Source organism: Nocardioides sp. SRI_004 (genome assembly GCF_057586415.1).
Genome location: NZ_JBYCZV010000026.1, coordinates 1 through 20,639, shown reverse-complemented (window position 1 = coordinate 20,639; position 20,639 = coordinate 1). Strand labels below are relative to the sequence as shown.

The following is a 20,639-nucleotide window of genomic DNA, read 5'->3' as shown; positions in this document are numbered from 1 at the left end:
GCTCGTTGCCAGCGGCGTCACGAAGCGGTACGGCGCCAACGTGGCACTCGCCCCGACGGACTTCGCCGTGGCGGCGGGCGAGGCGGTTGCCGTCCTCGGTGAGAACGGCGCGGGCAAGTCGACCCTCGCCAGGATCCTCACCGGCGCCCTGCGTCCTGACGCCGGAACGATCACCGTGGCGGGCGACGGGGTCACGCTTGGCTCGCCGCGTGACGCGCTGCGACGGGGGATCGCCCTGATCCCGCAGGAGCTGGCCCAGGTACCGCAGCTGACCGTTGCCGAGAACATCATGCTCAACCGGCTCCCGGGACGGTACGGCCTGACCTCGACGCAGGGAATTGAGGCGGCGGCCGCGGATCTGATGCGAAGACTCGGGCTCTGGGTCGAGCCCTCGGCGCCGATGGCACGGCTCGGCGTGTCCGACCAGCAGGTCGTCGAGATCGTCAAGGCACTCGGCCGCGACTCGCGAGTGCTGATCCTCGACGAGCCCACCGCCGCGCTGACCGAGGACGAGGCGACGCGGCTCTATCGCGTCCTCGACGCGCAGCGGGCGCAGGGCATCGGCATCGTGGTGATCTCCCACCACCTCGAGCAGGTGACTCGATTCGCGGATCGCCTCGACGTCTTCCGCGACGGCAGCCGAGTCCTTTCCGCTCTGCCGTCCTCCACCACCCCGTCCGGCCTCATCGCGCACATGATCGGATCCCGTGGTGCTCCGGCCGGACCCGCCCGCTCCAGGCCGACGGCGGGGCCGGTGGTCCTCGACGTCGCGGACTGGTCGGTGCCGGGCAGGCCGGGACTGGTGGACGTCACGCTGCAGGTCCGTCAGGGAGAGGTGCTGGGGGTCTACGGCATCCGTGGCTCGGGCGCTGGCCTGCTCGCGGAGACACTCGGCGGCCGCCGTCGGGACGTCCGGGGCACCGTGACGATCGACGACCGGCCTCCCGCAGTCCTGACGAGCCCCGGCGCGGCCATCCTGGCCGGCATCTCCTACGTTCCCGCCGATCGCAAGCGCGACGGGCTGGTGCTCGGCCAGCCCATCCGGACGTCAGCCGCCATGCTCGTGCTGCGCCGGATCACCCGCTGGGGTGTGCTGCGAGCGGAGGCCGAGTCCGCTGTCGCCCGCTCCTACGCCGGCCGGTTCCGGCTTCGGCACGCCTCCCTCGGCCAGCCGGTGGGCCAGCTCTCGGGCGGGAACCAGCAGAAGATCCTGCTCACCAGCCGGCTCGCCGCCGATCCCCGGGTGCTGGTGGCCCACGAGCCGACCCGGGGGGTCGACGTCGGCGCCCGCCACGAGATCCACGAGGCGTTGCGCGCACTGTCCGATGCCGGCACCGCAGTGCTCGTCGTGACCTCGGACGTGGAAGAGGTCGTCGATGTCAGTGACCGGGTGGTCGTGATCCGCGACGGCCGGGTCGTCGCCGAGCTCGTCGGCGACGCCATCACCCAGGACAACGCCGTGCACCACGCGGCCGCTTAGGAGCAGACATGACCATCGAGACCCAGCAACGTGCGATCGCCGGCCATGCCAGAACCGACGCGCCAGGCGGCAGCAGGGCAGCGTCCCTGCGTCAGGGCGCCGTTCAGTCTCTTGGCATCGCCGGCTTCCTGCTCGCGTTGGTCGTCGTGTTCTCTGTGTCGACGCCTCGTTTCCTGACCGACGACAACCTCGTCGGGATCCTGACCAGCGTCGCCTTCATCGGCGTCGTGTCGCTCGGCCAGACCATGGTGATCATCGCCGGCGGCTTTGACCTCTCCGTTGCAGGTGTGGCACCACTGGCCGCGGTCGTCTATGCCCAACAGGTGAATGACGGGCGGCCGATCATGCTGGCGCTCGTCATCGCACTGGCAACCGGCGCCGCCGTAGGCGTCGTCAACGGCCTGATCGTCACCAAGGGCGGCATCAACCCGCTGATCACGACCCTGGGCACGCTGTCCGTCTCCGGTGGCATCGCCTTCTCCCTCGTCAGCGGGCAGAGCGTGCCGATCGACGACATGGCTGCCGGTTTCATGGCCGAGACCGATCTGTTCTGGCTGCCCAACCAGGTCTGGCTCTTCGCGCTGGCTGCCGTCGCCCTTGCCCTGGTGCTCCGGTTCACCGTCTACGGGCGGTCGCTCTACGCGATCGGCGGCAACCGCGAAGCAGCACGTCTCGCCGGCATGCGCACCGATGCCCTCGCCGTCAGCACGTACGTCGCCAGCGGCGCCTTCGCCGCACTGGGCGGCGTGATCCTCGCCAGCCAGCTGCTCGCCGGTGACGGCAACCTCGGCAAGGACGCCGCGCTCCTGTCGGTCGCGGCGGTAGTGCTCGGTGGTGGGTCCTTGCTCGGCGGCGCCGGTGGCGCGCTGGGCACTGCGGCAGGTGTCCTGGTGCTCGGCACCTTGGCCAACGGACTGACCCTGCTGCACGTCTCGACCTTCTACCAGCAGATCGCCACGGGCGCCGTGCTGCTGGCGGCCGTCGGCTTCAGCCGACTGCGCGGCGTGATCGACCGATCAGCCCGATGAGACCCCCGTCGGCACCGTGTCGTCGGTACAACCCTGGAGGAAGCATGGAACTGCGTATCGGTAGTCCGGGCGCTGCCCGCGGGTGGCGACACCCCCTGACCTCGGTCGCGGTCGTCGTCGCCCTGACGCTCACCGGCTGCAGCAGCTCGGGCGGCAGCGGCGAGGGCTCGGGTGACGGACCGCTGGCTGGCCGCACGATGGCCTACACGAACGCGACGGATGCTGCGCCGCTGTACGTCACGATGCGGGATGGCGTGAAGACGGCGGCTGAAGAGACGGGCGTCGAGCTCGAGACGTACGACAACAAGCTCGACGCGGCGACCGTGTCGCAGAACGCCACTCTGATCGGCCAGGCGAAACCCGACTTCGTGCTGTCGTACAACCCCATCGAGGGTGTGTACGCCTCGATCGAGCGGATCTACCAGCGAGCCGACATCCCGTGCATCGCGGTCAACACGCCCGGCAAGGACTACTGCCAGTGGTTCAACCTCAGCAACCCCGAGTTGTGCACCGACACCGCGAAGGCCGTCGGCACGGTCGCGAAGGAGAGGGGGTGGACGGGTGACGACACGACCGTGCTCCTGGTCAATGCGGCGAGCTTCGGCGAGCAGATCAACAACTGCAACGCGTACTTCTACCGCGAGATCGCCACGTGGATCCCGGGTCTCCAGGTGATCGACGAGATCGACGAGCTGACGACGACCACTTCGATCCTGGGTGACTCGATGGTCCAGGTGGACGGACAGGCACAGCGGGCGCCGTCGTACGACGCCGTGCGGCGTGCCCTGTCGGGAATCCCTGCCGATCGCAACCTGGTGGTCTACTCCGTCGCGGACGATTCCACCCTCGGCGCCTGGCAGGCAGTGGACCAAGCCGGTCGAGGAGGCCAGACCCTGACCGCCGGGCTCGGCGGCTCTCCCGAGGCGCTCGACCAGCTGCGGACGAACCCGAGCTGGGTCGCGCAGGGCGATATGTTCATCGGGCACTGGGGCCAGTACCTGATGGCCATGGCGGCTGCTATCGAGGACGGCGTGGACCTGCCGTTCCAGACGCTCGCGCCCGAGGCGGTCCTCACCAAGGACTTCGCGATCGAGGACTCCATCGTGGCGCCGATGACCGACTACTACCGCGACGGTGACCCGGACGCGTACCAGCTCCCGCCCCTGGTCCCCGTCGCCGATGGCGAGACCGTCTTCGGTACCAGAGAAGTCGGCAACGACTACCTCGCCGATACCGGCGTGCTTCAGCTCTTCGGGAACGTCAAAGACCTTCGCTGAGACCTTCCTTCACCTTGGTCGGCCGCGGCCCGAGTGCCGCGGCCGGCTGCGACATGGGATCAGAACCCGGCGTATCGGATGCGGCGGATGTAGCCGTACGTGTCTCGCTGCCGAATAACGCACGAGGTTTCGCTGGAGCGTCGTGGAGGCTCCCCGAGGCCTGGGTCTTGGGGACACCTTGGTGACAGTTGAGTACGCCAGAGAGCGCCGATCGACGACGAAGCACCTTGATTTTCGCTCAGCCGCACGCCTCGCTGCCGCCTGCCAGCGCGAAAGCCGTCTGACGACGGATCAGAAGGTTTGGGGCTCGAATTCCCACAGGCGCTTTCGTCACTTCCGGGATCGGGTGCCCGGTCGGTGGGCCGGGCCATCCGTAACACATCGTTCACGGACGGACCCGACCCGCGGAAACATCCGCCGCCTTGACTGTTCCCGACCCACCGATCGACAGGTGGGGCGCCCCTAGGGTTCCGTTCCCGCTCGTCGGGAGGTCTGGTCCGAGAGGGGAGGCGGAGCACCGGCAGCACGCTCCGTTCCACGGCGGGACAAAAACCCGGGAGGCCTCAGGCCCCGGGTTGCCCCTGCGCATTCCGGGCTCACAGCTCGGAGGCAGCAATGAGCATCTCGACAGACCAGGTGGCGGCCAGCGACCTCCGGACCTTCGGGTACCGGCAACAGCTCTCGAGGCGGGTGGGGACCTACGCGTCCTTCGCCGCCGGATTCTCGTTCGTCTCGATCCTGACCACCGTCTTCCAGCTCTTCGGGCTGGGCTACAGCTTCGGCGGTACGGCGTTCTTCTGGACCTGGCCGGCCGTCTTCGCCGGTCAGCTGATGGTGGCGCTCTGCTTCGCCGAGCTGGCCGCCCGCTACCCGCTCTCCGGCGCCATCTACCAGTGGGCGCGGCGCCTCGGCGGGTCCGTCGTCGGGTGGGCCGCCGGGTGGACGATGGTCCTGGCGCAGACCATCACGGTCGCGGCGGCGGCGATCGCGCTGCAGGTGGTGCTCCCCTCGGTGTGGAGCGGGTTCCAGGTGATCGGCACCGACACGGCCCTCGCCTCGCGCGACGGTGCGGCCAACGCCGTCCTGCTCGGCTGCCTGCTCCTGGCCGCGACGACGACGCTGAACGCGCTCAGCGTGCGGATGACCGCGATCGTGAACTCGGTGGGTGTCACCTGCGAGCTGATCGGTGTCGTCCTCCTCGTGATCCTGCTGTTCGGCCACGCCGAGCGGGGTCCGTCCGTCGTGCTGCACACCACCAACCTCGACGCGAGCACCGGGTACGTCGCCCCGCTGCTGATCTCCGCGCTGATGGCGGCGTACGTCCTGGTCGGGTTCGACAGCGCTGGTGAGCTCGCCGAGGAGACCCACAACCCGCGGGCGACGACGCCGCGCACGATCCTGCGCGCCATGACGGCGTCGGGCCTCGCCGGTGCCTTCCTCATCGTCGCCGCGCTGATGGCCGCGCCGAGCCTCGGCGCCGACGACCTCGGCCTGGGTGGCCTGCCGTACGTCATCACCAGCCAGCTCGACACGACCGTCGGCAAGCTGCTGCTCCTCGACGTCGCCTTCGCGGTGTGCGTCTGCACCCTCGCGATCCAGACCGCGGCCGCCCGGATGATCTTCTCGATGGCGCGCGACGACGTGCTGCCCTTCTCGTCGCGACTCCGCGTGGTGTCGCCCCGGACCGGCACCCCGGTGCTGGCGACCGTCGTCCCCGGCGTGGGCGCGGCGCTGTGCCTGCTCGTGAACGTCGGCAACGCCGGCCTCTTCCTCGGCCTGGCGAGCGTCTGCATCATGCTGCTCTACATCGCCTACCTCATGGTGACCGCGCCGCTGCTGCTCCGGCGCCTCCGGGGCGAGGCGCTCCCGGAGGGCACCGACGAGAACGGCCGGCCGCTGCTCTCCCTCGGGCGCTGGGGGATCGTCGTCAACGCCGTCGCGGTCGTCTACGGCGCCCTGATGACGATCAACCTCGCCTGGCCCCGCGCCGAGGTCTACGACCCGGCCGGCGAGGGCTGGTACCTGCACTACCTCCCGCTGGTGACGCTCGCGGTGACCGCCGCCGGCGGTGCGATCGCGTACGCCGTCCAGCGCCGCGCCTACCACGAGGCGATCGGCCAGCCCCTGCCCGCGCGGGCGCCCAGCTTCGGCGCCGGCCTCGTGGAGGAGGGGGCATGAGCACGACGTACCGCCACGAGATGCCCGGCGGAGCCACGTGGTCGGCCACCGTCCCCGCGGGCCGCTCGATCACCATCACCGCGCTCGGGCCCGACGCCAACGCCTCGCTGCTGCTGTTCGCGGCCGACCGCCTCGACCGGCTCAACCTCCCGGACACCCTCAAGGCCCAGATGTCGGCGTGCGTCCGCCCGCCGATGACCCTGATGTCGGACCGGGGGCTCGCCCTCGCCTCGGTGACCCACTCCACCCTGGCCTGGCACGACTGCCTCACCGGCTTCGGGCACGAGGCGCACCTTGCCCGCTTCGCGCCGACGTCGTACCAGGTCGAGCGGAACGACTGGCGACGCCCGGCCCGCTCGGAGCTCCTGCTCGAGCTGGCGAAGTACGGCCTCGGCGAGGCCGACCTGCACGGGTGCGTCAACCTGTTCACGAAGGTCGCGATCGCCGACGACACCGCTGCCTCGCTCGCCTGGCAGGCCGGGCACACGGTCGCCGGCGACACCGTCACCCTGCGCACCGAGGTCGACCTGCTCGTCGTGCTCAGCACGGCCCAGCACCCGCTCGCCACCTTCGACCACCCGGTGGCAGGGGTCGAGGTCGCCGTCGGACCGGCCGCACCGGTCGCGGCCGACGACCCGAGCATCGCTTTCCGCGACGAGACGGCCCGCTCGCTCGAGATGAGCCGGAGGGTCCTGGCATGACCGCGACGATCGACGACACGATCCGGATCGACACCGTCGTCGGCGCCGGCGACGGAGCACTCCTCGAGCTGCCGGCCGGTGCGACGCTACGGATCGTCGACCTGCACGGCAACCAGGCCGTCGACACGCTCCTGTACGACGCCCACGACGTCAACAACCGCTACTCCGCCTTCGACACCGTGCGCGAGCAGGGAGCGGTCTACCTCACCACCGGCTCCCGGCTGCTCTCGACCCGGCTCGACGAGCTCGCGGTGATCAGCGACGACACCTGCGGACGCCACGACACCATCGGCGGCGCCTGCGCCCAGGAGTCCAACGTCATCCGGTACGGCGAGCACACCCGGCACCAGCACGCCTGCCGCCAGACCTTCCTCCGGTACGGCGCCCCGGCGGGCATCGGGCAGCGCCAGCTCGGCCACAACATCAACTTCTTCATGAACGTGCCCGTCCAGCCCGACGGCGCCCTGAAGTTCGACGACGGGCTGTCGGGGCCGGGGAAGTACGTCGAGCTCCGGGCGTCGCGGGACCTCCTCGTCCTGATCAGCAACTGCCCGCAGCTCAACAACCCGTGCAACGGCTGGGACCCCACCCCCGTCCGGCTGATCGGCCGGTGGGCGTGATGGGGAAGCTCACGATCCTGCGTCCCGGGGTGCAGACGACCGTGCAGGACGGCCGGGGACGCACCGGCTACTGGGACGTCGGCGTACCGCCGTCGGGCGCCTTCGACGACCTCACCTTCGCCCTGGTGGCAGCAGCGGTCGGCAACCCGACGTACGTCGGCGGGCTGGAGTGCGTCGTCACCGGACCTGTCCTGACCACCGACGAGGACCGGCTGGTCTGCGTCGGGGGCGCCGCTCGGCAGGCGACCATCGACGGCCGGCTCCTGTCTCCCGGCGAGGTCCGGTGGCTCCGCGCCGGGGCGGTCCTCGACGTCGGCCCGCTCGACGGTCCAGGCATGCGCGGGTACGTCGCCGTGGCCGGCGGGCTGGACGTGCCGCGGGTGCTGGGGAGCAGGTCGACCTTCGTCCTCGGTGGGTTCGGCGGGCTCGACGGACGCGCCCTGGTCGAGGGTGACGTGGTCCCGCTCGGGCCGCTGCACAACCAGCTGGCGCCCAGCGTCGTGTGCCTCCCGGAGATGGGTGACACGTGGACGCTGCGCGTGATCCCCGGTCCGCACGGGGCCCCTGACCACCTGACTCCCGAGGGCGTGGAGGAGTTCTTCGCGACGACCTGGACGGTCGACCACCGCGCCGACCGCACGGGGATCCGGCTGGTCGGCCCGACCCCGTCGTGGTCGCGCACCGACGGCGGCGAGGCGGGCCTCCACCCCTCGAACCTGCACGACTCGGCGTACCCGGTCGGCGGGATCATGCTCTCGGGGGACACGCCGGTGATCGTGGGCGTCGACGGTCCGTCGCTCGGTGGCTTCGTCGTCCCGGCGGTCACCATCGAGGCGGACCGCTGGATCCTCGGGCAGCTCCGGCCGGGCGACCGGGTCCGGCTCGTGGCGGTGACGCCCGAGGAGGCGACCGCCGCCCTCGCCGCCCGCACCGTCCACCTCGGCTACCCCGCCGACCCCGAGACCCTGCACGGCAGCACCAGCGCCCCCGAGCGGACCTCGTCGGCGACACCGGCCGGGTCGGAGCGCCCCGCGGCCCTGGTCGAGCGGCCCGCCGACGGCCACCAGCCGGCCTTCACGATCCGTCCCTCCGGCGACCGGCACCTGCTGGTCGAGGCCGGGCCGATGGAGTTCGACCTGACCGTGCGGGTCTGGATCCACCTGCTGGCCAACGCGCTGCGCGCGCACCGGCCGGCCGGCGTCGCGGAGATCGTCGAGGGCGTCCGCTCCCTCCTCGTCGCCGTCGACCAGACCGCCCTCCCGCTGGCCCGGCTCGCCGGCCTGCTCGGCGAGCTCGCCACCGGCCTGGACGACCCGGCGACGGCGGTGCTCGACGCCCGCTCGGTGACCCTGCCGATCGCCTTCGACCACCCGAAGGCGCACGAGGCCATGCGCCGCTACTCCACCGTGAACCCCGACGCCCCGTGGAGCCCGGACAACGTGGAGTTCATCCGCCGCGTCAACGACCTCGACGCCCGGGACGAGGTGTTCGACATCGTCGCCGCCGCGACCTACCTGGTCGTCGGCCTCGGCGACGTCTACCTGGGAGCCCCGGTCGCCGTGCCGATCGACCCGCGGCACCGGCTGGTCACCACGAAGTACAACCCCGCCCGCACCTGGACCCCGCAGAACGCGGTCGGGATCGGCGGCATCTACCTCTGCGTGTACGGCATGGAGGGGCCCGGCGGCTACCAGCTCGTGGGCCGCACGGTCCCGGTCTGGCGGCTCTCCGAGCGCGATCCCCAGCCGTGGCTGCTGCGCCAGTTCGACCGGATCAGGTTCGTGCCGGTCTTGGCGGAGGAGCTCGCCGACGCCCGGGCCGACATCAAGGCCGGCCGGACGGACCTGGTCACCGCACCCGCCACGTTCTCCGTCAGCGAGGTGCGCGACCTGGAGCTGGCGCACGCCGACGAGATCGCGCCGCTGCGGGCGCGTCGGCGCGACGCCTTCGTGGCCGAGCGCGCGAGGTGGGGCGCATGACGACCTGGATCTCGCGGGTCGACCCCGCCCCGGCGCTGCCCGGGCCGCTCCACGGGCTGCGCTTCGCGGTCAAGGACAACATCGACGTGACCGGCGTGCCGACCACGGCGGGGGACCCGCGGCGCACCACCCCCGCCACCGGGCACGCACCGGTCGTCGACCGGCTGGTCCGTGCCGGTGCCGTGGTCGTCGGCAAGACCAACCTCGACCAGTACGCCACCGGTCTCGTCGGGACCCGGTCGCCGTACGGCGCCTGCAGCTCGGTCCTCTCCGACGAGCATGTCAGCGGCGGGTCGAGCTCGGGCAGTGCGGTCGCCGTCGCCCGCGGCGAGGTCGACTTCGCCCTCGGCACGGACACCGCCGGCAGCGGGCGCGTCCCGGCGGCCTTCAACGGGATCGTCGGCATCAAGCCCAGCAAGGGCCTGGTCTCCACCCGCGGGGTGGTGCCGGCCTGCCGGACCCTGGACTGCGTCACCGTCTTCGCCCGCGACGTCACGACCGCGCGGGCGGCGTACGAGCAGATGGTCGGGTACGACGCCGAGGACCCCTACTCGCGCCGGCTCGAGCAACGTGCGGTCCCGGCGTCGTACACCATCGGCGTGCCGGACCTCCCGCTCGACCTCGACCCGGAGCACGCCGCGGCCTGGGCGGAGGCGGTCGCGGCGGCGGAGGCGCTCGGCGAGGTGCGGCGCATCGACGTCGGCGCGTTCCTGGAGGCCGCCCGGCTGCTCTACTCCGGGCCGTGGCTGGCCGAGCGCTGGCTCGCCTTCGGCGATGCGCTCGACGAGGACGACGCCGTCGACCCGACGGTCCGCTCGATCGTCCGCAACGGCGCCTCCCTGACCGCAGCCGACGCCTTCGCCGGGCTCACCCGGCTGGCCGAGCTGGCCCGGCAGAGCGAGGCCGCGTGGGCCGAGGTCGACGTCCTGCTGCTCCCGGTGACCCCCGGCCACCCGACGCTGGCCGAGGTCGCCGGGGACCCGGTCGGGGTCAACAGCAGGCTGGGCACGTTCACGAACATGACCAACCTGCTGGACCTCTGCGCGATCGCGGTCCCCGGCCCGTCCAGGTCCGACGGCCTCCCGTTCGGTGTGCAGCTCCTCGCGCCGGCCGGTGGCGACGACCTGCTCGCCGAGCTCGGCGCCCGCTGGTGCGGTGAGCCGGGCCTCGGGCTCGTGGCGTCGGCCGGGGACGGCGACGACGAGCAGGACACCGTGCTCCTCGCCGTCGCCGGTGCGCACCTGAGCGGGCAACCGCTCAACGACACCCTGGTCTCCCGGGGGGCCGCGCTGGTGGGCACCACCCGCACCGCGCGGGACTACCGGATGTTCCTCGTCGACGGACCCCTGCCGCGCCCTGGCCTGACCCGGCTGCCCAGGCCGACCCACGCACCGGGCCGGGGACTCGAGGTCGAGGTGTGGCGTCTCCCCGCCCGCGAGCTCGGTGGTTTCGCCACGACGGTCGTTGCCCCGCTCGCCCTCGGACCACTGGAGCTCGCCGACGGCAGCGAGGTGCTCGGCTTCCTCTGCACCGCCGACGCCGCCCGGGCCGACCGCGACATCACCCGTCACGGCGGCTGGCGTGCCTACCTGGCCTGGCGGGCGCACCAGCGGGAGCGGCGCGCGGCCTGGCGCCGGTTCGGGCACTGGGCCAGCCTGGCCCTGCGCCGCGGGTGGTGACGAGGTTGCGTCCAGCTGCCCTGACCGACGCCGACCCGTCGCGCTCTGGAGATCCGCGCGCGAGCGGCGTACCGTCGGGGTACTGAGGATTCTCCGAGTCTCGCCACCCAGGGCGTCACCATTCTTGGTCGAACGACTAGCCCAGGGATCGGCGATGAGACCTCCCCGTTCACCCGCGTTCTCCGCGTCCGTACGCGCGCGCGGCGCCGACCCGAACGGTGCGTACGTCGACGTGGCCGGTGACCTCGACCTCGAGGGCCGTGAGCTGCTGGACGCGGCGGTCATCACGTGCCTGCACGCCCGGCCTCCGCGGGTCCTGCTGGACCTCCACCGCGTGACCTTCATGGACTGCGCCGGGACGAAGGGCCTGCTGGCCTGCCGCGTCCGGGCCGCCGCCGAGGATGCGCGTCTGGTCGTGGTCGAGCCCAGCATCGCGGTCACCCGGGTCCTGACGCCGGAGGTCGCCGTCGTGCTGGGTGTGGACGCTGCCTCCGGGACGTCCGGGAGCGTGCCGAGCCGTCGGCTGGAGTGCGTCCCGTGCGGCAGGAGGACTCCCCACGTCGTGGGCGAGCAGACCGTCGGCACGGACGGTGGAGTGCTCGTGCAGTGGTGGCGCTGCACGGAGTGCGAGGAAGGCAACGCCATTGGTTGAGGAGTGCGCCCCGCCCGTTCGAGCATCGAGGGGGAGGTGCGGCGATGCTGCTGTTCGAGAGCTCTGACCTGAGCCAGACCGAGGAGTTCCTCGCGGCCAGCTATGCGCCGATGCGGATCGCCAGCACGACGGGCACGGCCGCCGCGCGCATCGCGCGCGTGGCGTCCGCGGCGATCAACGTCGATCGCGTCGTGTTCGACTTCGAGATGTCGTACGACGTGGAGCCGCTCGGCCGGATCTGCCTGTGCGACGTCACGTCCGGCGCGATCGAGGACCACGGCCCCGACGGGAGCGAGGCCCAGGCCTTCGGACCCGGTGAGATGTTCACACTGGCGCCGCCGGACCGCCCCTACGCCGGGAAGGTCAACCACGCGAGCTACACGGTGACCATGATCGACCCGGCGATCCTCAACGACGTCGCCTCGCCCGCGGGCGGGGAGGTCATCGAGCTGCTCGACCACCGGCCGACCAGCGCCGACGCCGCCCGGCGGCTCCGCGCTGCCATCGACCACCTCGACCAGGCGGTCCTGTCCGACCCCGTGGCGGCGGCGAGCCCGCTCCTGCTCGGCGCCGCGGCCCGGTATGTGGCCGCCCAGGTGCTCGCCGCGTTCCCGAGCACGGCTCGCCTCGACGCCCGTACGACGGACAGCCGCGACGCGCACCCGGCCGCCCTGCGCCGCGCGGTCGCCTTCATCGAGGACAACGCCGACCTCGACATCACGCCGGCCCAGGTCGCCGGCTGGGCCCACGTCAGCGTCCGTTCGCTGCAGCTGGCCTTCCGGCGCCACCTCGACACCACGCCGATGGCCTACCTGCGCGAGGTTCGGATGGCACGTGTCCGGCGCGAGCTCGTGGAGGGCGACGGGAGTGTCGGCGTCGCCGAGATCGCGACCCGCTGGGGCTTCCTCCACCAGGGCCACTTCGGGCAGGCCTACCGCCGCGCCTACGGCGAGACGCCGGGTGCGACGCTGCGCGGCGAGGGCCCTGCGCACAGCGGATAGGAAGTCGGCGCTCGTCGGATACCGGTCGGCCGTGCGCCCGCCTACCGTCGAGGGGGAGCGTGATCGTCCACGCCGGAGAGGTGTGCGACATGACCATGGAATCGACCCTGCCCTCGCCCGACCAGCCGGCCGCGTCCCGGTCCGGTGAGCAGGGGCCCAGCCCCCTCGAGCTGGCGAGGAAGCGGCACCGCCCGCCTGCCGGCGGCGCGAGCAGGCAGCTCGAGTGCCTCGCCTGCGAGCGGGTCACGCCGCACGAGCTCGGACCCGCCACCTACGGCCGCGACGGCAGCCTGCTGGTCCAGTGGTGGACCTGTGCCGAGTGCCACGAGGGCCGCACCGTCGGCTGAGGCCCGCCTCCTCCCTTCGTGTGCGATCGACGGGTGCGGGTACCTCCCGGGTCCCATCGACCCCGAGGAGTGATTCCCCCGTGAACGACGAGGTGTTGAAGGCCTATCTGCAGCACCACTGGGTCGGCTCCACGGCCGGGGTGCATGCGTTCCGGCGCGTCGGCCGCAACCACCGCGACCCCGACGCCGCCGCCGAGATCCGCGACCTCGCGGGCGAGGTGGCGGCCGACCGCGAGGCATTGCGCGAGATCATGCGCTCGGTCGGCGTGAGCCCCAGCGCCGTCGGTACGACGGCGGCCCGTGCCGGTGAGCTGCTCGGCCGGCTCAAGCCCAACGGGCGCCTCTTCACCCGGGCGCCGCTGACCGATGTCGTCGAGCTGGAGACGCTCCGGCTCGCGGTGAGCGGCAAGCTGGCCGGGTTCGAGGTGCTGCGCGCCGCCGCGGACGACGACGCGCGGCTCGACCCCTACACCCTGGACCGGCTGATCGAACGAGGTCGGGAGCACGTGCGCACGCTCGAACGCCTGCACGTGCGGGTCTCGCACGACCGGATCATCGCCGACGCCCCCGTGTCATGAAGCTGGTCGTGGTGCCACACCGCCCGCCGTACCGCATCCCTGACCCAGCCCGTCGCTGAGCGGGCCGTAGGGTTCCCGGCGTGCGCATCGTGTCGGTGAACGCCTGGGGTGGAGCGCGGTACGACGACCTGGTCGCCTGGCTGCCGACGACGGCGGCCGACGTGGTCTGCCTGCAGGAGGTGACCCGGACGCCCGACCTCGGCGGCTGGACGCGGTTCGAGGACGACGCGCGGGTGCTGCCCCAGCGGGCGGACCTGATGGCCGACGTGGAGGCGGCCCTCCCGGCGTACGACGGCTGGTTCACGGTGAGCGACTCCGGCCCGGTGACCGACGACACCGGCGCGGTGCACCGGCAGCACTTCGGGCTGGGCCTGTTCGCGGGCCCGGCGACGCTGGTGGTGGGGGCGCGGTCGGCGTACGTGCACGGTCGGTACACCGACCACGGCGACGCCTGGCCGCACAGCAACCGGCCCCGGGCCGCCCAGGTGGCCCGCTTCGAGCAGGACGGCCGCTTCGTCACGCTCGGGCACCTGCACGGCCTGCGCGACGACGCGGGGAAGGGCGACAGCCCCGCGCGGCGCGCGCAGGCGGAGCGGCTCGGCGCGCTGGTCGACGCGATGCGCGAGCCGGGCGACCTCGTCGTGGTGTGCGGCGACCTCAACGTGCTGCCGGACAGCGAGACCTTTGCGGTGCTGGCCGGGATCGGGCTGACCGACCTAGTCGGGACGGCTGACACCCGGACCAGCAACTACCCCAAGCCGGTGCGGCACGCGAGCTACCTGCTGGTCTCCGATCCCGCGGCGGTGCGGGACTTCCGGGTGGTCGAGGCGCCGGAGGTCTCCGACCACCGGCCCCTTCAGCTCGACGTCTGAGGAGCGGCACCGGCCAGTCGCAACGCCAGGTCGGCGTAGTAGTCGCCGATCTGGTCGGGACTCCACTCCCCGTCCTCGCGGTACCACCGGGCGATGTCGATGCCCATCGAGGCCAGCGCCGTCGCGGCCAGGGCCGGGTCGGGGATGTCGAACGCGCCGGCCGCGACGCCGGTGGCGACCAGGTCGCGCAGCTCGCGGTCGATGCCGGTGCGCAGCACGTCGATCTCGGCGCGGTGCTCCGGGCTCAGCGCGGCCAGCTCGTAGTTGAGGATGCGGGCGATCGTGTGGTGCTCGACGTGGAACATCGCGAACCCGCGGGCGACCGCGGCGAGCTGCTCGACCGGGTCGGAGGTCGTCGCCCGTGCTTGCCGTACGACGTCCAGCGCGGCCTGGTGGCCGTCGCGGGAGATCACGTGGAGCAGCTCCTCCTTCGACTTGTGGTGCACGTAGACCGCGGCCGGGCTCATCCCGGCCGCCCCGGCGATGTCGCGGGTGGTGGTGCCGTGGAAGCCCTTCTCGGAGAAGGCGGCCACCGCTGCCGCGAGCAGCCGAGCGCGGGTCGCCTCGGCGCGGGACGGTGAGGCCATCGTCGTACCTCCTCGGGACGCTGCTCGGACTGGTGCTCGGACTGGTGCTCGGGCCGGTGCTCGGGCTGCTGCTTGACGGGGCGGGGGTGCCACGTGCACAGTGGACGCTATCACTAAGCAAGCGCTTAGTAACCGAAGGAGCGAGGACGGCACGTGGGCACGAGGTTCGAGGGGAAGACGGCGATCGTCACCGGCGCGAGCCGGGGGATCGGCCTGGCGATCGCGGAGCGGCTGGTCGCCGACGGCGCCCGGGTCGTGGTGACCGGTCGCAAGGAGGGCGCGCTCGCCGAGGCGGTCGACGCCCTCGGTGGACCGGAGGTCGCGCTCGGCGTCGCCGGCCACGCGGACGACGGCGACCACCAGGCCGAGGTCGTCGAGCGGGCGATCGCGACCTTCGGCAGCGCCGACCTCCTCGTCAACAACACCGGCATCAACCCGACCTACGGGCCGCTGATGGAGATCGACCTCGCGGTCGCCCGCAAGATCGTCGACACCAACTGCGTCGCCGCGATCGCGTGGGCCCAGCAGATGCACCGCCAGTGGCTCGGCGAGCACGGCGGCGCGATCGTCAACGTCGCCTCCGTCGCCGGCCTCCGCCCGGCGCCGGGCATCGCGTTCTACGGCGCCAGCAAGGCCATGCTGATCCACCTCACCCAGGAGCTCGCGGTCGAGCTCGGCCCGGACATCCGGGTCAACGCCGTGGCGCCGGCGGTGGTCAAGACCCGCTTCGCGACGGCGCTCTACGAGGGCCGTGAGGAGGAGGTCGCCGCCGCCTACCCGCTCAAGCGGCTCGGCGTGCCCGAGGACATCGGCAGCGTGGTGGCCTTCCTGCTCAGCCCGGACGCCGGCTGGATGACCGGCCAGACCCTCGTCGTCGACGGCGGGATCACGCTCGGCGGTGGCGTGTGAGCGCCGCCGACCTGCCCGGGCTCGACCTCGGGCGCCTCGCCGGCTGGCTGCCGGGCGTGCTCCCCGACGCGGGCACCGACCTGACGGCGGAGCTGATCGCGGGCGGCAAGTCCAACCTGACCTACACCGTCACCGACGGTACGACGAGCTGGATCCTGCGGCGCCCCCCGCTCGGCCACGTCCTCGCCACCGCCCACGACATGGGCCGGGAGTACCGCGTCATGTCGGCCCTCCAGGGAACCGGCGTGCCCGTGCCGCGCACCTACGCCTTCTGCGACGACACCGACGTCCTCGGCGCGCCGTTCTACCTGATGGAGCGCGTCGCCGGCACGCCCTACCGCCGCGCCTCCGAGCTCGCCGCGCTCGGCGAGGAGCGCACCCGGACCATCTCCGCGCAGCTCGTCGACGCGCTCGCCGCACTGCACGCGATCGACCCCGCGGCCGTCGGGCTCGCGGACTTCGGCCGGCCCGAGGGCTTCCTCGGCCGGCAGGTCGCGCTCTGGCGCAAGCAGCTGGCGGCGTCGTACACGAGGGACCTGCCGGCGGCCGACGAGCTGCACGCCCTGCTCGCCGCCGACGTCCCGACCGAGTCGGCCGCGGGCATCGTGCACGGCGACTTCCGCCTCGACAACGTCCTCGTCGACGACAGCGACCGGGCGACGGCGGTCCTCGACTGGGAGATGGCCACCCTCGGCGACCCGCTGACCGACCTCGCGCTGATGCTGACCTACCACCGCCTCGGCGCCTCGATCGGCGAGGCCGTCACCGACGCGTCGCTCGCGCCCGGCTTCCTCTCCGAGGACGAGATCGTCGCGCGGTACGCCGCCGGCAGCGGGCGCGACCTCTCCCGCTTCGGGTGGTACCTCGGCCTGGCCGCCTTCAAGCTGGCGGCCATCCTCGAGGGCATCCACTACCGCCACCTCGCCGGCCAGACCGTGGGCGAGGGCTTCGCCGACATCGGCGACGCGATCCACCCCCTGCTCGACGCCGGACTCACCGCAATCAAGGAGAAGTAACCGATGGACTTCGGATTCGACGCCCGCACCGAGGAGCTGCGGGCCACGATGCTCGCCTTCATGGACGAGGTCGTCCACCCCGCTGAGAAGGTCTTCCACGAGCAGCTCGAGCAGCTCGACGACCGCTGGGACTGGGACTCCACCCCGGTCATCCAGGAGCTGCGGGCCGAGGCGCGCAGTCGTGGCCTGTGGAACCTCTTCCTCCCCGGTGAGCACGACGGCGTCGCGGGCGCCGGCCTCACCAACCTGCAGTACGCCGCGCTCGCGGAGATCTCCGGGCGCAGCATCCACCTCGCGCCCGCCGCGATGAACTGCGCCGCGCCCGACACCGGCAACATGGAGGTGCTGCACCTCTTCGGCACCGAGGCGCAGAAGCAGCAGTGGCTGGAGCCGCTGCTGAACGGCGAGATCCGCTCGGCCTTCGCGATGACCGAGCCCGACGTCGCCTCCTCGGACGCGACCAACATCGCGATGTCGATCGTGCGCGACGGCGACGAGTACGTCCTCAACGGCCGCAAGTGGTGGATCACCGGTGCGATGAGCCCGAAGTGCAAGGTCTTCATCGTGATGGGCAAGACCGACCCCTCCGCCGAGCGGCACCGCCAGCAGTCGATGGTGATCGTCCCGCGCGACACCCCGGGCCTCGAGGTCGTGCGCGGCATGGAGGTCTACGGGTACGACGACCACGAGCACGGCGGCCACGCCGAGCTCCGCTTCACCGACGTCCGGGTCCCGGTGGGCAACCTGATCGGCGAGGAGGGCGGCGGCTTCGGCATCGCCCAGGCCCGCCTGGGCCCGGGCCGGATCCATCACTGCATGCGCTCGATCGGCATCGCTGAGCGCGCGATCGAGATGATGTGCGAGCGGGCGGAGTCGCGGGTCGCGTTCGGGCGCCCGATCGCCGACCAGGGCACGGTGCGCACCTGGATCGCGGAGTCCCGGGTCAAGCTCGAGCAGCTGCGTCTGCTGGTGCTCAAGACCGCGTGGCTGATGGACACCGTCGGCAACAAGGGCGCGCACACCGAGATCCAGGCCATCAAGATCGCCACCCCCGAGACCGTGCAGTGGATCCTCGACAAGGCGATCCAGGTGCACGGCGCCGGCGGCCTGTCGCAGGACTTCCCGCTGGCCAACATGTACGCCGGCATCCGCACCCTGCGCTTCGCCGACGGCCCCGACGAGGTCCACAAGAACGCCCTCGCGAAGGCGGAGCTGGGTCGGCAGGCGGCCCGGCGCGGCGGGAAGTAACACGCCGTCCACCCGACTACCCGGCGCTTCTCGGCACGACACGCCGGCGACACGCCGCGCAGGGCGCCGACAAGTGGCGGGTAGTTGAGCGAACAGCGTGTTACTGCGCCGTGCGGGCCCGGGCGGACCCGGGAGGCCCGGGCCCGGAGCGCCCGACTCCTGGTCGGGACCGCGAGCCCCCCAGCCCTGCGGTCCCGACCAGGCCGCCACGCTCCCGTCGTGGTGGCTGGTGGTGTCCTAGCGACGCGGTGCGAGCACCGTGCGGCCGGACTGGCGCTGCAGCATGCGGGAGGCCCGCTGGATGCGCAGCAGCATCGCCGCGGACGGGGTGACCGTGCCGCGGACGTAGGTGGACAGGCGGGACGGCGAGGTGCCGATGCGCGAGGCGAACTCGCGCTGCGAGGAGCCGCTCACCGCGACCAGGTGGCGGATCTCGCGGGCGACCTGGTCGCGCTCGCGGTCGCGGCACCACTCCTGGCACTGCTCGATCGAGCTGGCGATCGCCGCGAGGGCCGACGGGCGGTCGGAGGCGCGGCCGATCTCGAGCAGCTGGTCGGCGTACGGGCCCCACGGGCTCGCCGCGATCGCGCCGAGGTGGTTGCGCCACTCGATGATCGAGCCGCGGTCGACGAGGTCGTGCAGCTGGGCGACGCTGGTGATCGGGTCGCCGGACGAGCGCTCCGGGTCGATGTCCTCGAAGACGAGGTTCTGCGCGATGACGGCGCACGTGGTCGCGACGTCCTCGTCCACCCCCGCCGGGACCTGGCGGCCGAGCCGGGCAGCGAGGTCCCACCGGACCAGGCGGCGTACGGCGGTCGTCGTCCACGGCATCGCCGGGTCGGTCTCCAGCGCGACCGACGCCCGGTGCTGCAGCCGGGCGAGGCGCGGCTGCCCGACCTGCGCCGCGAGCTCCACCGTCGCGGCGTAGTCGGCCGGCTCGTCGAAGACGACCAGCGCCACCAGGTTGGCGAGCACCGCGCAACGGGCCGTCGAGCGTGGGTCGTTCTGGTTCTGCTCCAGGATCCGCACGAACTGCTCCCAGACCTCGACGTGCTCGGACGCGACCTGGTCGGCACGGTCGAGCGTCGCGAAGAGGATGCGTCGCAGGGTCGTGCCGGCCTGCACCGGCACGGGGTGGCTGGCGAACTGGTTGCGCAGCTCGGGCGTCGGCGTCGGTGCCGCCTGGGTGCGGGTGGCGAGAGAGCTCATGCGACGTCCTCGGCTGGGTGGGATCTGGCCGCAGGTGCCGTCCCTTCCGCGGCACCTGCACCCACCCAGACGGGTCCCGGCACGGAACATCACGCGGTTTTGCGGATTTGCCCGAACTTTTTTCCCGAGGCACCGTTGTTCCCGATGGCGCCTACGATCAACGGGGGCCGTTCTGCGCCTGGGGGGCGCGCCGGCAGAGCAGGAGACATCGTGACCGCGGACGGAGCCGCAGCGAACAGCACGGACGACGTGCTGCCCTCGGGTGCGCCCGGGAGCGTCGACTTCGACCAGCTCTACCGCGACCACGTCGACGACGCCCGCAAGCTCGCGACGATCCTGGTCGGCGCCGAGCAGGCCGAGGAGCTCGTCGCCGAGTCGTTCGCCCGCGTCCTCGCCCAGCTCCGCGCCGGGCGCGGACCGCGCGACAACTTCCGCGCCTACCTCCACGTCACCATCCGCAACGGCTTCCGCGACTCGCTGCGCGCCCCCCGCGAGGCGCCCGTGTCCGACCAGCCGTGGCTCTTCGACGACGCCCAGCCGCCGACCGAGGAGCTGGTCGAGGACCTCGAGGCCGACACCGCGGCGCACGCGTTCGCGACCCTGCCCGAGTCGTGGCAGAAGGTCCTGTGGCACGTCGAGGTCGAGGGCCGCAAGCCGGGCGAGGTCGCCGACCTGCTCGGCATGCGGGCCGGTGCCGTCTCCTCGCTGGCCCACCGCGCCCGCGAGGGCCTGCGCCGCGCCTACCTCGACCAGCACGTCGTCGCCGAGGCGGCCGCCTCCGACTGCGCCTGGACCCGCGCCCGCCTCAGCCAGTACGTCCGTGGCGACCTCAGCACCCGCGCCGAGGAGAAGGTCGCCGCCCACGTCGGGGCCTGCGAGGAGTGCCTGGCCGCCTACGTCCAGGTCGACCGGGTCAACCGCAAGCTCGCTGCCTGGATCTTCCCGGTCGTCCTGCTCGGTGCCCTGCCCGCCTCCGGCAAGGGCCTGGCCTGGCTCGTCGGCGTCACCGGCCTCGCCGGTGCCGGTGCGTCCGGCAGTGGCGGCGCGGGCGGCTCCAGCTCCTCGAGTACGACGACCACGATCGCCGTCGCCGCCGCGGCTGCCGTCGCGGCCGCGGCCGCCGGGGTCACCATGGTCGTCACGTCGGGCAACGACACCGACCCCGCCTCCGCGGGCGCCGACCCGAGCACGCCCCCGCCGGCCGTCGCGGGCGTGCAGGACGAGGAGGACCCGCCGGCCGATCCCGCGCCGCGCCGCGACCCGGTCGTGCCGGTCGTC

The 20,639-nt window shown here is 72.5% G+C and carries 19 protein-coding genes and 1 riboswitch; of the genes, 17 read left to right on the top strand and 2 right to left on the bottom strand.

What is annotated here, in order from left to right; genetic code table 11:
* The first annotated feature begins 40 nt into the window (after window positions 1–40).
* The 13 genes from AC2YHB_RS24275 to AC2YHB_RS24215 all read left to right on the top strand — a co-directional run bounded on the left by AC2YHB_RS24275 (window position 41) and on the right by AC2YHB_RS24215 (window position 14,392).
* On the top strand, window positions 41–1,480 hold the full coding sequence (locus AC2YHB_RS24275) for a sugar ABC transporter ATP-binding protein (protein WP_179648360.1): 1,440 nt from the start codon (window positions 41–43) through the stop codon (window positions 1,478–1,480).
* A gap of 8 nt (window positions 1,481–1,488) precedes the next feature.
* A complete protein-coding gene (locus AC2YHB_RS24270) occupies window positions 1,489–2,508 on the top strand; it encodes an ABC transporter permease (RefSeq protein WP_179648359.1) in 1,020 nt (339 codons plus the stop codon).
* A 44-nt stretch (window positions 2,509–2,552) separates the two neighbouring features.
* Window positions 2,553–3,785: a sugar ABC transporter substrate-binding protein gene (locus tag AC2YHB_RS24265; protein ID WP_179648358.1), complete on the top strand. Its 1,233-nt coding sequence runs from the start codon at window positions 2,553–2,555 to the stop codon at window positions 3,783–3,785.
* A 451-nt stretch (window positions 3,786–4,236) separates the two neighbouring features.
* A riboswitch (guanidine-I (ykkC/yxkD leader) is annotated at window positions 4,237–4,347 on the top strand.
* Between the two features lie 53 nt (window positions 4,348–4,400).
* On the top strand, window positions 4,401–5,963 hold the full coding sequence (locus AC2YHB_RS24260) for an amino acid permease (RefSeq protein ID WP_179648357.1): 1,563 nt from the start codon (window positions 4,401–4,403) through the stop codon (window positions 5,961–5,963).
* Window positions 5,960–6,664 carry a DUF1989 domain-containing protein gene (locus AC2YHB_RS24255; RefSeq protein ID WP_179648356.1) on the top strand — a complete coding sequence of 235 codons (705 nt, stop codon included), beginning with the start codon at window positions 5,960–5,962 and terminating at the stop codon, window positions 6,662–6,664. The genes AC2YHB_RS24260 and AC2YHB_RS24255 overlap by 4 nt, the downstream gene beginning before the upstream one ends.
* Window positions 6,661–7,284, top strand: coding sequence for an urea amidolyase associated protein UAAP2 (locus tag AC2YHB_RS24250; protein ID WP_179648355.1), 624 nt, complete (start codon window positions 6,661–6,663; stop codon window positions 7,282–7,284). The genes AC2YHB_RS24255 and AC2YHB_RS24250 overlap by 4 nt, the downstream gene beginning before the upstream one ends.
* Window positions 7,284–9,263: a 5-oxoprolinase/urea amidolyase family protein gene (locus AC2YHB_RS24245; protein WP_218864639.1), complete on the top strand. Its 1,980-nt coding sequence runs from the start codon at window positions 7,284–7,286 to the stop codon at window positions 9,261–9,263. Before AC2YHB_RS24250 ends, AC2YHB_RS24245 begins: the two co-directional genes overlap by 1 nt.
* The gene (gene atzF / locus AC2YHB_RS24240; RefSeq protein ID WP_179648354.1) at window positions 9,260–10,942 is read left to right on the top strand and encodes an allophanate hydrolase; all 1,683 of its coding nucleotides are present in this window, start codon (window positions 9,260–9,262) and stop codon (window positions 10,940–10,942) included. The genes AC2YHB_RS24245 and atzF overlap by 4 nt, the downstream gene beginning before the upstream one ends.
* A 154-nt stretch (window positions 10,943–11,096) precedes the next feature.
* The gene (locus AC2YHB_RS24235; RefSeq protein WP_179648353.1) at window positions 11,097–11,594 is read left to right on the top strand and encodes an STAS domain-containing protein; all 498 of its coding nucleotides are present in this window, start codon (window positions 11,097–11,099) and stop codon (window positions 11,592–11,594) included.
* Between the two features lie 44 nt (window positions 11,595–11,638).
* A complete protein-coding gene (locus AC2YHB_RS24230; protein ID WP_179648352.1) occupies window positions 11,639–12,595 on the top strand; it encodes a helix-turn-helix transcriptional regulator in 957 nt (318 codons plus the stop codon).
* 89 nt (window positions 12,596–12,684) lie between these two features.
* Window positions 12,685–12,942, top strand: a complete 258-nt coding sequence (locus AC2YHB_RS24225) for a hypothetical protein (RefSeq protein ID WP_179648351.1) — start codon at window positions 12,685–12,687, stop codon at window positions 12,940–12,942.
* 80 nt (window positions 12,943–13,022) lie between these two features.
* Window positions 13,023–13,520: a hypothetical protein gene (locus tag AC2YHB_RS24220; protein WP_179648350.1), complete on the top strand. Its 498-nt coding sequence runs from the start codon at window positions 13,023–13,025 to the stop codon at window positions 13,518–13,520.
* A gap of 80 nt (window positions 13,521–13,600) precedes the next feature.
* On the top strand, window positions 13,601–14,392 hold the full coding sequence (locus AC2YHB_RS24215) for an endonuclease/exonuclease/phosphatase family protein (RefSeq protein WP_179648349.1): 792 nt from the start codon (window positions 13,601–13,603) through the stop codon (window positions 14,390–14,392).
* Here the strand turns inward: AC2YHB_RS24215 and AC2YHB_RS24210 are convergent.
* On the bottom strand, window positions 14,377–14,979 hold the full coding sequence (locus tag AC2YHB_RS24210; RefSeq protein WP_179648348.1) for a TetR-type transcription factor C-terminal domain-containing protein: 603 nt from the start codon (window positions 14,977–14,979) through the stop codon (window positions 14,377–14,379). The two genes, AC2YHB_RS24215 and AC2YHB_RS24210, sit on opposite strands and share 16 nt — an antisense overlap.
* Window positions 14,980–15,132: 153 nt before the next feature.
* On the opposite strand from AC2YHB_RS24210, the gene AC2YHB_RS24205 reads away from it, so the two are divergent.
* Genes AC2YHB_RS24205 through AC2YHB_RS24195 form a run of 3 tightly spaced genes read left to right on the top strand, consistent with a single transcriptional unit; the run spans window position 15,133 to window position 18,152 of the window.
* On the top strand, window positions 15,133–15,888 hold the full coding sequence (locus AC2YHB_RS24205) for an SDR family oxidoreductase (RefSeq protein WP_036549214.1): 756 nt from the start codon (window positions 15,133–15,135) through the stop codon (window positions 15,886–15,888).
* The gene (locus AC2YHB_RS24200) at window positions 15,885–16,904 is read left to right on the top strand and encodes a phosphotransferase family protein (RefSeq protein ID WP_179648347.1); all 1,020 of its coding nucleotides are present in this window, start codon (window positions 15,885–15,887) and stop codon (window positions 16,902–16,904) included. The genes AC2YHB_RS24205 and AC2YHB_RS24200 overlap by 4 nt, the downstream gene beginning before the upstream one ends.
* Before the next feature lie 3 nt (window positions 16,905–16,907).
* Entirely contained in the window at window positions 16,908–18,152 is a 1,245-nt protein-coding gene (locus AC2YHB_RS24195; RefSeq protein ID WP_179648346.1) for an acyl-CoA dehydrogenase family protein, read from the top strand.
* Between the two features lie 237 nt (window positions 18,153–18,389).
* Here AC2YHB_RS24195 and AC2YHB_RS24190 read toward each other — a convergent pair whose 3' ends face one another.
* The gene (locus tag AC2YHB_RS24190) at window positions 18,390–19,361 is read right to left on the bottom strand and encodes a helix-turn-helix domain-containing protein (protein ID WP_179648345.1); all 972 of its coding nucleotides are present in this window, start codon (window positions 19,359–19,361) and stop codon (window positions 18,390–18,392) included.
* A 210-nt stretch (window positions 19,362–19,571) separates the two neighbouring features.
* On the opposite strand from AC2YHB_RS24190, the gene AC2YHB_RS24185 reads away from it, so the two are divergent.
* The coding region (locus AC2YHB_RS24185; RefSeq protein ID WP_487354762.1) for a sigma-70 family RNA polymerase sigma factor at window positions 19,572–20,639 on the top strand (1,068 nt) is incomplete at its 3' end.